Source organism: Alteromonas mediterranea DE (genome assembly GCF_000020585.3).
Classification (GTDB): Bacteria; Pseudomonadota; Gammaproteobacteria; order Enterobacterales; family Alteromonadaceae; genus Alteromonas; species Alteromonas mediterranea.
The window spans coordinates 2,349,540-2,363,930 of the sequence record NC_011138.3; the positions used below are offsets into that span (position 1 = coordinate 2,349,540).

12 protein-coding genes and 3 tRNA genes are annotated in these 14,391 nt (G+C 42.8%); 1 reads left to right on the plus strand and 14 read right to left on the minus strand.

What is annotated here, in order from left to right; genetic code table 11:
* Nucleotide 1 precedes the first annotated feature (1 nt).
* From tpx to MADE_RS10450, 5 genes are all read right to left on the minus strand, one after another.
* Complete coding sequence (gene tpx / locus MADE_RS10430; protein ID WP_012518566.1) at nucleotides 2–502, minus strand: thiol peroxidase; 501 nt, start codon at nucleotides 500–502, stop codon at nucleotides 2–4.
* Between the two features lie 74 nt (nucleotides 503–576).
* Nucleotides 577–1,269, minus strand: a complete 693-nt coding sequence (locus MADE_RS10435; protein WP_012518567.1) for a tRNA-uridine aminocarboxypropyltransferase — start codon at nucleotides 1,267–1,269, stop codon at nucleotides 577–579.
* Nucleotides 1,270–1,553: 284 nt separating this feature from the next.
* A complete protein-coding gene (locus MADE_RS10440) occupies nucleotides 1,554–2,342 on the minus strand; it encodes a hypothetical protein (RefSeq protein ID WP_012518568.1) in 789 nt (262 codons plus the stop codon).
* A gap of 985 nt (nucleotides 2,343–3,327) precedes the next feature.
* Nucleotides 3,328–6,267, minus strand: a complete 2,940-nt coding sequence (locus tag MADE_RS10445) for a DUF927 domain-containing protein (protein WP_012518569.1) — start codon at nucleotides 6,265–6,267, stop codon at nucleotides 3,328–3,330.
* Entirely contained in the window at nucleotides 6,267–6,653 is a 387-nt protein-coding gene (locus tag MADE_RS10450; RefSeq protein WP_012518570.1) for a hypothetical protein, read from the minus strand. The genes MADE_RS10445 and MADE_RS10450 overlap by 1 nt, the downstream gene beginning before the upstream one ends.
* 256 nt (nucleotides 6,654–6,909) lie before the next feature.
* Between MADE_RS10450 and MADE_RS10465 the strand changes: the two genes are divergently transcribed.
* Nucleotides 6,910–8,078, plus strand: a protein-coding gene (locus MADE_RS10465) for an IS3-like element ISAma1 family transposase (protein ID WP_085929700.1) whose coding sequence is annotated in 2 segments (ribosomal slippage) — nucleotides 6,910–7,159 and nucleotides 7,159–8,078 — 1,170 coding nt in all. Because the reading frame shifts where the segments join, the coding sequence is not laid out codon by codon here.
* A gap of 125 nt (nucleotides 8,079–8,203) precedes the next feature.
* On the opposite strand, the gene MADE_RS10470 is transcribed toward MADE_RS10465, so the two are convergent.
* From MADE_RS10470 to uvrC, 9 genes are all read right to left on the minus strand, one after another.
* Nucleotides 8,204–8,416 (minus strand): helix-turn-helix transcriptional regulator, encoded by a 213-nt coding sequence (locus MADE_RS10470; RefSeq protein ID WP_012518572.1) that lies wholly within the window; start codon nucleotides 8,414–8,416, stop codon nucleotides 8,204–8,206.
* A 155-nt stretch (nucleotides 8,417–8,571) separates the two neighbouring features.
* On the minus strand, nucleotides 8,572–9,300 hold the full coding sequence (locus MADE_RS10475; RefSeq protein WP_012518573.1) for a hypothetical protein: 729 nt from the start codon (nucleotides 9,298–9,300) through the stop codon (nucleotides 8,572–8,574).
* A 90-nt stretch (nucleotides 9,301–9,390) separates the two neighbouring features.
* Nucleotides 9,391–9,855 (minus strand): hypothetical protein, encoded by a 465-nt coding sequence (locus MADE_RS10480; RefSeq protein ID WP_012518574.1) that lies wholly within the window; start codon nucleotides 9,853–9,855, stop codon nucleotides 9,391–9,393.
* A 42-nt stretch (nucleotides 9,856–9,897) separates the two neighbouring features.
* On the minus strand, nucleotides 9,898–11,136 hold the full coding sequence (locus tag MADE_RS10485) for a tyrosine-type recombinase/integrase (RefSeq protein WP_012518575.1): 1,239 nt from the start codon (nucleotides 11,134–11,136) through the stop codon (nucleotides 9,898–9,900).
* A gap of 217 nt (nucleotides 11,137–11,353) precedes the next feature.
* Nucleotides 11,354–11,440, minus strand: a tRNA-Leu gene (locus tag MADE_RS10490).
* A gap of 59 nt (nucleotides 11,441–11,499) precedes the next feature.
* Nucleotides 11,500–11,573: transfer RNA gene (locus MADE_RS10495), tRNA-Cys, on the minus strand.
* 41 nt (nucleotides 11,574–11,614) lie between these two features.
* Nucleotides 11,615–11,689: transfer RNA gene (locus tag MADE_RS10500), tRNA-OTHER, on the minus strand.
* Nucleotides 11,690–11,858: 169 nt separating this feature from the next.
* The gene (gene pgsA, locus MADE_RS10505; protein WP_023559723.1) at nucleotides 11,859–12,431 is read right to left on the minus strand and encodes a CDP-diacylglycerol--glycerol-3-phosphate 3-phosphatidyltransferase; all 573 of its coding nucleotides are present in this window, start codon (nucleotides 12,429–12,431) and stop codon (nucleotides 11,859–11,861) included.
* Nucleotides 12,432–12,553: 122 nt separating this feature from the next.
* A complete protein-coding gene (gene uvrC, locus MADE_RS10510; RefSeq protein WP_023559724.1) occupies nucleotides 12,554–14,371 on the minus strand; it encodes an excinuclease ABC subunit UvrC in 1,818 nt (605 codons plus the stop codon).
* Between the last annotated feature and the right edge of the window lie 20 nt (nucleotides 14,372–14,391).

Genomic DNA, 14,391 nt, shown 5'->3' on the forward strand with positions numbered 1-14,391 from the left:
TTTATTCGCTTAGTGCAGCAATAGCTGCATCGTAGTTTGGCTCTTCTGTTGTTTCAGCAACTTGTTCTGTGTAAACAACTTTGCCTTCAGTATCAATAACAACAACCGAACGGGAAAGTAGACCGGTAAGCGGCGCTGACTCAAACGTTACGCCGTAGTCATCGCCGAAGGTTGAGCGGAATGTAGAACCTGTAAGTACGTTTTCAATACCTTCAGCACCGCAAAAACGCCCAGCCGCAAACGGTAGATCTGCTGAAACACAAATAACAGTGGTATTATCTAGTTTTGCCGCTTCCTCATTAAATTTACGAACCGACATAGCGCACGTACCGGTATCGATTGAAGGAAAAATATTTAGAACAATGTTTTTCCCCGCAAGCTCAGACAGTGTTACTTCGCCCAAATCTGCTTTCACTAGAGTGAAGTCAGGTGCTTTCGCGCCAACTTCTGGTAGCTGACCAATAGTTGAAACTGCATTACCTTGAAAAGTAACTGATGCCATTCGCTTTCTCCATGTTTTGTTAAGTTAAAATAGTGGATGTAAAACAATACTTTCGCAAATAAAAGTGACGCTTTTTATACGTTTTCTTTAACCTGCGCTTCTGCAAATGCGAGTTTGTGTTGTAAGTGGGGTTTCCCTTTAAGGTACTCCCGCCTGAAAACACTGAAATAGTGGGCCAAAGTTTCCGCCCCCTTTTTTTGTTCAGCCAACGCCAAGACACTTATCCCAACTTCTGCGGTGCAGTGTTGAAATGCATGTGTTGATTCTCTCAATAAATAATCCGATGCCACTTCACTGCTTACGCCAAGTACTGGCAAGCAATGTAAATAAGGGCTTTTCGAAAACATTTTTTTAGCTTCACGCCACGTACCATCCAAAAAGATAAATAGTAACGTTTTGCCGGTATTCAATGGTGGAGCGTCAATACAACGTTCAACTGCAGCATATTCGTGTGGAAATACCACAATGGGAAAATATTTATCGTCGCTTAACAGTTTCAGTAGCGCTTCATCAGGTTCGGTTCGTCTCCACAAAAACGCATGGTTGTCTTTAACCACATCCGCTATCAAACGACCTGTATTGGTAGGTTTATAGTACTCGCCTTTGTACATTAAAAACAAAACCGCCACGTCTGTGCCAGCTTCAGGTTTAAATTCGCAAATACAATTTTGCGCTGGAAGCAAACACGCATCGCAGCGAATTACTTTACTACCACGGGCGTGAAAGGGACGTTCAGCACGAGATAACTCATCTAAACGCAATGACATAACTGAATTCAAGATAGTAGGTCTTAGCCAAAATTTTTATGGATTTTACCATAGTAATTCATAGCGACTTGAATATTTAAGCTAGTTTGGAATTTGAAACTAAGAAATGGTGCCCGGGGCCGGAGTTAAAAAATAAATCCAATTTATTGATTTAGTTTGTATTTTTTAATGCCAATCTCAAATTATAGCACCAAATGTAGCACCATAAATTTAACCTAGCCTCTTCTAAACAGGTAAGCTCTAACTTAATTCCGTTATTCTAAATTAATCTAAAAACTTTCACTTTAGGCAAGTGAAATAGAGTAGCCGATTACATTTAAAAGGCCACATTTACCACAGGTGAATGTATTACCGTGCTTAATATCTCGCTGCCAGATAGAAACGGAGTTAAGACAGTCTTTCTTTGCGCATGTTGCGCTTACTATATCGGGTTCGTAACTAAGCTGGTGGTTAACAGCATCAAAAGTAACTTCGTATGACGCTGAACACTTAGAGTTTGAGCAGTGCAGATTAAACTCACTAACTGTATAGTTAGGCTCACACCCAACACGCTCACCACACTTTTTACAATCGAACGCAAAAAGACCTGCTTTAGGAGCAAGTTTAGCGATAGGGCTATTGATCACCTCATCCAGTAAGGTGCTTAACCGTTCCAACGATTTATTAACGCTGGTGGTATTAAGAGCGATAGGTTCTAAATCACTGTTAAAGCTAGCGTGAAGATAAGAGCCTATCTTATGGTAATGCTTACTCAATTCTTTCCGCGATAGAACACGTTCAGTCTCATCCATTATAATGTCGTTCTCGTCTTCCTTACTGGCCATAGTGAGCCTAAACCCCTTGTCAGCATATGGCGCAATCTCAAGCAAACGTTTAATAAGTCTGCTTGGCTGCCATTCTTTGAGGTCATCGTTAGACAGCACGCTTTTGTAGCAGCATGCCCTTTCGTATATCAAGCATTCAAGACACTGCCTAAGTTCTAGGGCCGCATACCGTAGTACCTCTTCGCTATTAGACGGTAACATGGCATTAGCGCGATTTAAGCAGCCCCGTGCTACATCCCTATATTTCATGGTAAATCCCTTCTAAATTTGCACTATCGATTCTCAATTTGCACTTTACTTTAGTCATCAACCAAGAGTGCAAACGTTTTATTTAGCTGATAAATATACAGTTATTTCTGTTATTTGCACTATTTGCACTTTTTGCAGTAGAAATATACCTATCTAACCCCGTGCCCCTTAACTTTTTGCTTTCACGCGAAGAGAAGCCCGATTCGACACACTATATTTTAGTCTTGCTGTATTGGGTATGAACAACCATAACGAGGTAAAACTCAGTTACCCTTTGAGTAATATTTATAAATTAGGTCTGGTATACAATACCTTAGTGCAAACATTCAATTTAACGGTGCAATGTGCCCACCATTAAATTGGGCCAAAGCATATAAATCGAACTACGTATGAATTTACATATCATTTAAACCAATGATTTTAATGAAGTTATCTCAATTAAAATATAACCCCCCTTTGAAATTTTCTATAGCTGTTAAAGATATGCGGTTCCGTGTGCCGTACAACCCCCCCTTTCCAAAAGGACCCGTGAAAAAGCATAGGCAAATAGCATTGTGAAGTGAGTTCGTTGGCAAAGGTTATGGTGGTGGGCGTACACCATTGCACCTCACTCGTGTGAAGTCTGTTTAGAAGTCTTTACAACTGAAAGCGCGTTATGCCCCGTTGCGCAGGGTAGAAGGGACAACCCCTGACCTAGTAAAATAGATTGCAAATAGTGCAAATAGTGCAAACGGGAGTCGTAACCCTATGTTTATAAATACATATTTAGCATTTGCACTACTGCAAACGGCTATAAACAAAGTGCAAATAGGTACTGCATAGTGCAAATTTAATAAGATAAATGGTGTGTTATAGGTGCTTACAGAGAAAGAAATGAGCAGTTGGAACAATGCACTTATGTAGTTAATTGCATGGAACAATACTAAACCTGTATATCTAAACAGGCTTAGTATATTAAGCATCATCCATTGATATATACACATAATCAGGCTGACTTAGCGTGTTCAGCATCGTGTTGGTCACTATCGCTTAAAGTCATTCTGTCTACAGCTTCAAAGAGTGAGGAAGCCTTGAACTTAATTACTTGTTGAGGCTTACCACCAGCATTAGGTAGAGTCTCAGAGGTGTTAAGCCTACTTCGTTTTAACTCTGACGGTCTGAGAATAGAAACGTCTAAATTTCTAAGCAGTAGAGCGGCCCGTTTACCATCAAAACCTTTACACATAACATCCATAAATATGTCTTTGTACACGTAATACATATGGTCTGTAGTAGCGTCTTTATCAGGGTGCCTAGTGGTAATTTGCTCTCTATATCCCCATGTTTCCAATTTAGCTGGTACATGCTCATCAATGACCATAGGGTCTTTTGCCCCTCTTCTATCCCACCGTTTAAAGTGCTTTTCACCATAAAGCTTTATTTGCTTCGCCAGGTGATTAAGAAGCTGTATCTCTTCTACATTTCCAGTACCGCCCCGAATATCTACCCACATTCTAAACAACGATATAGCTGATTGAATAGAATGGCCCTCGTTCCATCCAGTAATGCCAAAAGTTGAAGCAAGCTCACCAGCTAAGCCCACCAGCGCAAACTTTTGAAAGGCCCTTACTGCTTGCCCACCAGCATCATTACCAAGCACTCGTTCTCTGTACGTGGCAATCTCTGCATGGTGTACTTTGATTAGTTCGCCTAAGTCGGTACTGGTTAGTTGCTTGATAAACTCTAAGAACGGTTCACCGTGGTACTTTTCACACGCTTTGTTCAAGTGATCAGACAATGCAGCCCCATTTATAAAGTTATGTGTATCGGTGTATATGCCATTACGCTTTTTAAGTGCTTCGTCTTCGTGCTGTGAAGCTGGCAGAGAAAGAAAACGCATATGAACACCACCATTAACCGATTTGCCAATGCTGCCTAAGTAGTCATCAATAGTCTTTTCACCGTTTGACAAGAACGCCAGATTCCAACGTTGTGTTTTCTTCTTAGCATAGTCAGGGCCAGAGCGGTTCTTTCCTTTACCGTTACCAACCATGTATATGATCCCCTCAATAGTAAGGGGGTTAGCTTCGTTCAGCTCATCAAGCGCCAATAGCATGTCTGAGTGCAGAGCTGCGGTATCTTCTAAAGCGTTATCAGTGGTACGCCATGAACCTTTAAATTCACTAGGCTTGCCATACACAGAACAAGCAACATTCATCAACGTTGATTTACCTAAAGAACTATCACCGTAGAAGTGAAATCCAACGTTTTCAGAAAGCCCCATCAAGCTAACTAGGGGGCCAGTAAAGGCTAGAGACACAGCAAGAGTAAGTAACGGGTTTCCTTCGCAATATGACGCTATTTCACGTTGCCAATCTGATATAGCGCCAGCGGCCTTTAATTTACAATCACGGGCGTTTTCATTGTCGTAGAGAAGCGGTGATTCTGTTTCACCTATTGTTTGATCGGGCAAAATGAAAGCGTTTTTATGCCAACCTAACTTTTTAACTAAACCTACTCTATTGGTTATGTCAGGGCAGTTTAGGTAATCAATGAGTTTTCCTTTCTCTTGCGAGCGTGGCTCTATATGAAGCCCCTCTGAAAGCAATTGTTTTCTAATGTCTGAACCACCATCAGTAGCAAACAAGCGTTTAGGAATGTTTAAGCGCTTCTCTTGACCGTCATAGTCTTTAAAGCGCACGAGCACCCCCCAATCTTGACCAGAACCACCAGCATCACGGGTTAAGGCTAACAGTTCTAAAGGGGCGCAAATTCGCCTGTATATCTCATTGCCTTTATCATCTGACTTGTAAAACGCTTCTACACCGTTATCCGTTAATTTAAAGCCTTGAGGTACTTTAGGTTTAATGTCGCTAGGGGCGTGTGTTACCGCTTCTTTTATGAATAGTTCACCACTTTTCTTTAACGCTTCTAAGTGTGCAGCCCCCCAACCTAGTTCAAGCGCGTCAGCGGCATCTGCTTTATCGGGCCACGTGCAATCTTCACCAAATAAAGGGCCACCCTCGCTTTCAGAAAGAGGGGTTTTAGCTAAGCTGTCTAAATTAATAATTCGAATGCTTGCTGCATCTAGTGAAGTGAGTAAGTTCTTTAGCTCTTTAGCGCACTTAATGCCGGCATTATCATTATCGGGCCATATGATTACATTGCGCTTAGCCAATGGTGTAAAATCGGCCTTACTGATAGAATTAGAGCCGTTAGGCCACGTCATACATACACAGCTAGGGAACAATGCTTTTGCAGCGTCTGCGGCCTTCTCACCCTCTGTAAGAACTACTGTGGCTTTAGGGCGCTTGGCTAGTTCATGTAACCCATATAACGGTCGGTCTACTTTAGGCATACGCCAATGCCACTTGATTTCACCTGTCTCATGATTTTTATATAGGGCTAAAGGAGCAAATGCTTTTTCTCTTTCGCCGTCTATTTGTTTATCAAAGCGCAGTACTTTAAGAATAAGCTGATTGTTAGCGTCCCTGTATTCCCATGTAAAAGTAGGTAAGCCATGTTTGTAGTGTTTTTTATAGCAACGTCTAACAAATTCGTTCGGCACAGGCGTTACGTGTAACCATTCTTCGCCATTCCGACGGGCATTTGTGGCGCTATTGTTAGTCTTTGTTGGAACTCTATTACCATAGTTGAGTAAGTCGCTAAGATCTTTGAATGCCTCCCCTTGATGCTCGTAGCGTTTGACGTATGCCACCAGTGATATTATGTCTTGTCCTTTTACTTCTGGAAGCCTTGCAAAGTCAGCCCAAACACCTGTATTGGTATTAATGCTGAATGAACCAGGTTTATTGTCATCTCTTACGGGGTTTAACACCGTGTACTCATGGCCTTCATGCTTTCCCCCAGGTAAGTAATAATTTAATACACTATCGATATTGCTTAACGCATATTCATTTAGGCCTTTAAAATCTAAATTACCCATTAACGTCTCTGCCTTATTGCGTTTTTCATTTTCGCTGCATTAATCTTATTAACGCTTGTGTCTGATTCAATCTGAGAAGCGTAGACAGCATTGTTTTTTTTACTTTTAATTTTCCGCTTTAGGCCCTTAAGCGTAGCCACGAGACACACGACACAAGAGCCCCCACAAGGAAGCTTTACAACCTCTCTGGGTAGATGCGCTAAGGGGCTTTTTTCTAGCGTTGCTGGTGGATATATGAGGTAAGTTAAACCATTTACTATAAACGGCTCTTTTTCCTGAGCCGTGACTTCTTCAGTAACAACTAATGCTATATTTTTAGTTTTAGCAATAACGTGTTCTTGATCAGGTTCCAAGTTCTCTACGCTTAGTTGCTTCAATAACTTCATAGGTCTAACCCCATTTGCTTAGCTTTGTTGCTTACAGAAAGAAGATTGAAAGTTTCGGGGATTTGGTAAACCAAGCATTTGTCACCGTTAGCCAATGCATGGTGTTTAAACTTGAACTGAAATGCTAAGTGACTAGATGGGGCGTATTCCAAATAGTAGCCCTCGTTCTTCGTTTCCATCACTTCGCATGGGCCATGACGTGCTCCAATAGATTCACACACCCAGTTAAGAGATAATTATCTCAACTGGAGTGTATATGAAAACCCGAAAAAGCTACTCGAAAGAATTCAAACTGGATGCGGTGAGTCTGGTTACAGAACAAAATTACAAGATTACTGAGGCTGCTCGCAGTCTTGGTATCAGTGCCAATATGTTAGGCCGCTGGCTTAAAGAGCAAGAATCAGAAGGGGCTCACGCATTTCGTGGCAATGGTAAGTTGACGCCCGAGCAGGAAGAAATTCGCCAACTGCGAGCAGAGAATAAGCGCCTGAAAATGGAGAAAGAGATCTTAAAAAAGGCAACGGTCTTCTTTGCCAAAGAAACCAAGTAAAATACGGTTTCATCACCCAACATAAGAAGACCTGGCCGATTAGCCTGATGTGCGAGATTCTTGGTGTCAGTCGCTGTAATTACTATAGTGCCGTGCGACGCAAGGAACACATTGAACCGGATCCGCAACATGATGAGTTAATTGAGTGGGTACAGAAAGTAGCAGATGCCAGTGACTTTACCTATGGCGTAAGACGTATGAAACGCGCGTTGAATTCGCTTGGTTATCCGGTTGGAAAACAGCGAACGAGAGCCTTGATGAAAGAAGCTGGAGTGAGCGTCAGACGACGTAGAAAATACAAAGTCACGACTAACAGCGACCATCAGCAACCTGTCTTCGATAACGTGCTGTCACGCGACTTTGATGCTCAAAAGCCAGACCAGGCGTATGTCTCTGACATTACCTACATCTGGACGCAAGAAGGCTGGCTGTATCTGGCCGTAGTGATTGACTTATTCTCACGAAAAATCGTGGGCTGGAGTATGGCATCGCGGATGAATGCCCAGCTTGTGTGTGATGCCTTAACGATGGCTTTGTGGCAACGTAAACCTAAAGTGGGCCTGATACATCATTCGGATCGCGGCTCTCAATACGCAAGCCGACAATTTAGACAGTTACTGACGCAATACAAGGTAACAGGTAGCATGAGCAGGAAAGGTGATTGTTGGGACAATGCCGTCGTAGAAAGCTTCTTCGGCACATTGAAACAAGAGCGAGTGCAGTGGCGTCACTACCAGAGTCGCCGTGCTGCCCAGCAGGATATTCTGCAATACATCACTATGTTTTATAACAGTCAGCGAATGCACTCATATCTGGATTACAAGAGTCCAAATCAATATGAGGCTGACATGGCTAACTTACAAAAAGCGGCTTAACTGGGTTGTGTGATTTTGGTTGACCACGTCACCAGTACCGCGAGCAGCTCGAAAGCCTATAACTTGATTTACAGTAGATCCCAGAAAATAGAAGTGATCAGGCTTATACGGGATAGTCTTTTGCATTACTGCCCCCGTGATATTGCTATACGCTCAGCTTTCCATTGATTGATTTCTGAAAGAAGCCAGCCGCTTGCTCTACCGCCTAGATTGATTTGACGTGGAAACTCACCTTTTTTGATGAGCTTGTAGATTGTTGGTTTCTTTAAGCCCACTGTTTTCTCAACATCGGACATTCGTAGAATAGGGTCGTTGATGGTTTGTACTGAGTTTTCCATAGTTATTACTCTCTTAGGTTTCTAGACGTGTACGGGAGTAACAACATATAAAATTTTGACTAGGGGGGTCGTGAATCCCCTAAAATTTGTAATTCTGTTCAGCAAAAAAATAGGGGGAATCGCGTTCCCCCTTATTTCTTGGGTACATAAATCATTTAATCACTTAGCGTAACGAGCTTTTTATATTCTCTTGTATATGTAGGGTACGCTAAGCTCCACACTTCACCGTCATGCGATGTTCTTATAAATAGTCTCTTTCCCTTGCTGGTGGTTTCGCGCCATATCTCAGCGCTTAAGGGGGTGCTTATCGTAAGTGGTGATTGCTTGGTGTAGTTTTTTGCTATCATGTGTTTCAGAAGCTGCCCCTCTGTTAACACGTGGCCAGCTTCTCTACACAGTGCATTGAACAAGTATAGAGCTACTTGTCTTTTATGGCTGTCACCTTTCTTGCTTTGAGATGCCGCCTCCCTAACTCCTTCGAGCTTGCCAAAGTCGTAAGCAAATTTAAGTAACTCAGCATCAGGAATAGCTACCGTTTTAATTAGAACAGTGGCCAAGAGTAAAGAAGACGCTATAGGCAACTCATTTTCACATGACACCTTTAAAGCTTTTAACATTGAATCGATTTTATCGTTCGGTATCCAATGTTTGTCGTTATGAATCCGAAGTTTTTCGTTTAGTGTTTCTAGTAACCCTATATTGGCATCAAGTTTCTTCAATCTTGCTTTATCAGGCTGAGAATTGTTTTCATCAAATGCAAAATCAGAGAACACAGAGTTGAGTAAAATGTCTAACTCAGTTCTCAATTCCTGCCCTTTAATGCTTTCAGAGAATACATAGTCTTTTGTGAGATTAGTTTGTTTTGATTGTTGCTTAGATTTCACGTCCGTACCCCTACGGAATCCCATAAAGAGGAACTGGCACAGGTGATTGGGGTCACTTTTCGGGAGCTACCCTAGCGCCAGTTTATAAGGCTAAGCTGCGGTGATAGTCAGCACGTTATAGTCAGGGTCGATATACTTGTGAAGAATCGCATGATATTCGTGTGAAGCGTCACATATCTGAGAACTAACGCTATAACAGGCACTTCTAAAAGATTGGTACTCTGCAGATGAATCTTTTTGTTGGAATACACCGTTTTCTAGAATTCCCAGCATTTCATCTGCTAGGGCGCTTGAAGCTTCTCTTGTCCTAATGATTAACGCTAGATCTTTAGAACTATCACCCTTACCAATGCTTTCAAGCTGGGTTAACGTACTTTTAAATGCGGGTAACATTAAGCTGAGCGTTTCTGATAACGTTTTAGACTGTGAGTCTGTATAGCTGCGACCACCATCTATAACAAGCTGCATGGTGTTATACAAACTGGTGAACGCTAGTAACTGGCTCTCATGCTCACCTGCGTCTAAGTAATTCTTCAATCTGTTATTGATTTCCATATTAATTCCCTACCGTAGTTAATTGACCCTGCACGACACTCATCAGGCTTGTTTTTTAAAAATGGGCGTAACGTTACCGTTATTCTTAAGACTATCTAAGTAATCACTCCACCATTGCATCATTTCTTTACGTTCTTCTAAGTAACGAGCATGGTGCGTGTAAGCAGCTCTAACCCCATTCCTTTCCATATGTGAAAGCTGACGCTCTATTGCGTCTGGGTTAAAGCCAGTTTCATTTAGTATTGAAGATGCAGTAGCACGGAACCCATGTGGGTTAGCCTTGCTTTTGCCTTTAGTTTCACCATCGTAGCCCATGCGAAAAATAGCCATCCGCATAGTATTGTCAGACATTTGCTTAAACCTATCTCTTTCAGAAGGAAAAACGAACTCGAAACGAGCGCTGAACGGCTTGGTGTTTTCTAATACTGCAAGTGCTTGCCTAGAAAGTGGCACGATGTGATCAGACTTCATTTTCATTCTATGCGCTGGTATGCGCCATAGCTTTTCTTCTAAGTCGAATTCATCCCAACGGGCACCGGCTAACTCACCAGGTCTTACAAAAGTGTGTACCAACAGTTCAATAGCTAGCTTGGTAAGTAAGCGGCCTTGCTGGTGGTAAGCATCTAAATCACGTAGAAACTGTGGTAATTCTTCCCTTGGTAATGAGGCCCTATGCGATGTTTTACGCTTTTCCAGTATTCCTGATAACTCAGAAGCAGGGTTATGGAGTAGAACGCCAGTCTGTACAGCGAAACGACAAACGCGCCTAATGTCTTGAAGTACTCTTTGAGCAACATCGAGCGCTCCACGCGTTTCTATTTTTTGAACGGTTCTAATTATGTCTTGAGGTGTGATTTCACCAATGGGCCGCTTGCCTAGCGTCTTTAACGCATTATCATTTAAGCGTGTCCAAATTCGGGCAGCATGGCCCTCGCTCCACTGGCCCTTTTGCTTATTCCACCAAAGCCGTGCTTGAGTGTTAAACAGTTCTATTTCGCTTACAGAAGAAAGGTGCTTCTTTTCCTGCTTTATAGCGCTAGGGTCAATATCATCTCTTAATTGTCTTCTAGCTTCTGAAACTGCTTCTCGTGCATCCTTTAGTGACACCTCTGGGTAAACCCCAATTGCCAATGTCTTTTGTTTTCCCTGAAAACGATACTTAAGACGCCAGTACTTAGAGCCATTCTTTTTCACGAGCAAGCGCAGGCCCTTCTCATCAGTGAGCCAAATATCCTTTGTGCTTGCTTGAGCTTGTTTTATTTGAATGTCTGTTAAGGGCATGTGGTGCTACCTATCGTCTGATTAATCGACTGGTGCTACCAACATGCTTACTTGCTGGTGCTATTTAGTCGTAATTGAATCTGTGTAGCACCGAATGTAGCACCATGTACCACGAGATGACAATAGACGACAATATACAGGTAGACACTGTAAATACTGATAAATAGGGAGTTTAGAGTGTGAAATTGACTGTAAGAAACTATTAAAAACTATGAAATGGTGCCCGGGGCCGGACTTGAACCGGCACGCTGTTACCAGCGAGGGATTTTAAATCCCTTGTGTCTACCAATTTCACCACCCGGGCATCGGGTTGCTTTTCAGCAAAGGTGTCAGGCGTAGAACCTGATGCTGCGTTGCAGCGTATGGAGGCGGAACCCGGAGTCGAACCGAGATAGACGGATTTGCAATCCGCTGCATAGCCATTCTGCCATTCCGCCAGATGCGTCTGGCGCGTGATTAAAACTTCTCTCTAAGAGATTGGAGCGGGAAACGAGATTCGAACTCGCGACCCCGACCTGGCAAGGTCGTGCTCTACCAACTGAGCTATTCCCGCACGTCTTAATCGACCATTTCGTTTGGTTGATGTCCTCTCGAAATGTGGGGTGCATTCTACCTACCCATTCAAAACTGTCAACACAAAAAAGTGTTTAAATTGAGATAAATGCGGTTTTTTATGATCGTTTGCTATTTTTTTATTCACTTTGATTAAACCGCGATCAATTTTACTTTATTGCACTTCCTCGAAGGTGTGGCCACGCTGCTTTTGTATAAACAAACATTGACCAAATTGACAGCACTGCAGAGAGATATAAAAGAATATAACCTAGAGAAACCCAATAAATTGGAAAGCCCATAAAGGTTTCAAGGCCCGATAAGAGCCCAATTAAGGCTAACATTTGAGCCGTTGTTTTTGCTTTTCCAATAAAAGACACTTTAACTGCTTCTCTTACACCATTCGATCCCATCCACTCTCGTAGCGCAGACACATAAATTTCACGCACTAAAAGCGCAATAGACGGTATCGTTATCCAAAGTGTCGCATAACTATGCGTGATCATAAGTAGCGCAGCACCAACAATAAGCTTATCGGCTACTGGATCTAAAAACGCACCAAAGGGTGTAGATTGCTCAAGCTTTCTAGCGAGATAGCCATCGAACCAGTCAGTGATGGCGGCTAACCAAAAGATAAATGCGCCGGCTTCATGCGCCCACTTCCAATCAAGAAAATATACAACGACAAAAACAGGAATAAGGATTACTCGAAATAAAGTAATACAGTTTGGAACAGTCCACATAAAAAGTACGTCTCAGTGTTATGCCTCTATGGGCGTTTAGCGCTATAGCTTGAAAGTTCTATGCCTTTCATTTGTGTAACACATTACCTTAATTTGCAATGCATTGCTTGTCACTCCGTCAATTATTGATGGAGGTGGTCGTAAATTGTATCGGCCAGTTCCTGGCTGATACCGGGTACACTTGCAATTTCATCCTTACTGGCTTTTTTCAGACCCTGAAGGCCTCCCATAAACTTAAGCAAGGTTTGTCTTCGCTTAGCGCCTATACCCGGAATGCTTTCTAAGCTCGACGTTGTTTTCACCTTTTGTCGACGGTTACGGTGCCCTGTTATGGCAAAGCGGTGAGATTCGTCGCGAATGTGTTGAACAAGGTGAAGCCCGGGCGAATGACTGTCCATTGGCAGCACTTCATGACTTCCCGCTAAAATTAGGGTTTCTAACCCGGGTTTACGCGTGGTGCCTTTAGCTACACCCAACAGCATGGGCTTTTTGTCGTGTGGCCATTCTTCAAAAAACGCTTCGGCTTGTGCCAGTTGCCCTTTACCACCATCAATAAAAAGAAGGTCAGGGATTTTTTGCACCTCTTTTACCGATTTATACCGACGTTTCAGAGCCTGGGCCATCGCAGCATAATCATCGCCTGGGGTTATCCCTTCTATATTGTAACGTCGATAGTCGCTTTTAAGGGGGCCTTCGCGATTAAACACCACGCAAGAAGCAACCGTTTGTTGCCCAGAGGTGTGCGATATATCAAAACACTCCATACGCTGAATAGGCGTATCGACTTCTAGCGCGCCTTCTAGGTCAAGGTATCGGGCAAATACAGACTTTTGCTGACTATACTGTGCATCTAACGCAGCTTGTGCATTTGATTGCGCAAGCTGTAGATATTTACGCTTCTCTTCCCTCGCCCCTTTAAAGAAATGGACCTTGTGACCAGCCTCACTGGCTAACACTTTGGCAATCGCCTCTTCATCGTTTAATGAATTGCTTAGCACTATTTGCTTGGGTATAACCTTGTTTCCTGCAAGGTAGAACTGAAGAAAGAAAGACTCAAAAACTTCTTGTTCATCGGCGATATTCGGCACTTTAGGAAAAAAAGCTTTACTGCCTAGTAGTTGTCCTTCTCGAATAAACATAACTTGGATACAGGCCATATTGCCTTTAAGCGCAAAACCAAACACATCCATTTCGTCTTGAGTACCGGCAACCCATTGTCGCTCTTGTACTTTTCTTAGCGCATTTATTTGGTCTCGATAGCGGGCCGCGGCTTCAAAGTTTAACGCTTCGCTAGCCTTCTCCATCTTCTCCACCAGCTCGCCAATCACTTGTTGATTTTTGCCTTTTAGAAACAAGCGGGCAAAGTTAACCTGTTCTTTATATTCTTCGTCGCTGACGTACCCTTCAACGCAAGGGGCACTGCAGCGCTGCATTTGATATTGAAGACAAGGCCGACTGCGCGCGCGATAATAGCTATCTTCGCACTGACGAACAGGAAATATTCGCTGCATAGAGCGTAAACTTTCGCGTACCGACCATGCGCTTGGATATGGGCCAAAATACTCCCCTTTTTTCTTTTGAGGGCCACGGTGAAATGACAGCCGTGGATGTTCGTGGTCAGATAAAAAGATAAAAGGGTATGATTTGTCGTCACGCATAACCACGTTGTAACGCGGTTTGTATTTCTTAATGAAATTATTTTCCAGTAAGAACGCTTCGGTCTCACTGTTTACCACCGTGACATCCATGTCCGCTATCTGACTGACGAGCGAACGGGTTTTGGCATTATCCAAATGGGTACGGAAATAACTGGATACACGCTTTTTTAGGTTTTTCGCTTTTCCTACATAAATAACCTCACCCTGGCTATTGTACATGCGGTACACGCCAGGCTGAGAGGTTAAATTTTTAAGAAATGCTGCTGAATCGAATGCAGACATAATCACCTTAATGTTGTGCG

Excerpts from the sequence above, each read along its gene's own strand:
- MADE_RS10435 (WP_012518567.1), bottom strand. The coding sequence starts at position 1,269 with ATGTCATTGCGTTTAGATGAGTTATCTCGTGCTGAACGTCCCTTTCAC.
- MADE_RS10450 (WP_012518570.1), bottom strand. The coding sequence starts at position 6,653 with ATGAAGTTATTGAAGCAACTAAGCGTAGAGAACTTGGAACCTGATCAA.
- MADE_RS10440 (WP_012518568.1), bottom strand. The coding sequence starts at position 2,342 with ATGAAATATAGGGATGTAGCACGGGGCTGCTTAAATCGCGCTAATGCC.
- tpx (WP_012518566.1), bottom strand. The coding sequence starts at position 502 with ATGGCATCAGTTACTTTTCAAGGTAATGCAGTTTCAACTATTGGTCAG.
- pgsA (WP_023559723.1), bottom strand. The coding sequence starts at position 12,431 with ATGTGGACTGTTCCAAACTGTATTACTTTATTTCGAGTAATCCTTATT.
- MADE_RS10480 (WP_012518574.1), bottom strand. The coding sequence starts at position 9,855 with ATGGAAATCAATAACAGATTGAAGAATTACTTAGACGCAGGTGAGCAT.
- MADE_RS10470 (WP_012518572.1), bottom strand. The coding sequence starts at position 8,416 with ATGGAAAACTCAGTACAAACCATCAACGACCCTATTCTACGAATGTCC.
- MADE_RS10485 (WP_012518575.1), bottom strand. The coding sequence starts at position 11,136 with ATGCCCTTAACAGACATTCAAATAAAACAAGCTCAAGCAAGCACAAAG.
- MADE_RS10445 (WP_012518569.1), bottom strand. The coding sequence starts at position 6,267 with ATGGGTAATTTAGATTTTAAAGGCCTAAATGAATATGCGTTAAGCAAT.
- uvrC (WP_023559724.1), bottom strand. The coding sequence starts at position 14,371 with ATGTCTGCATTCGATTCAGCAGCATTTCTTAAAAATTTAACCTCTCAG.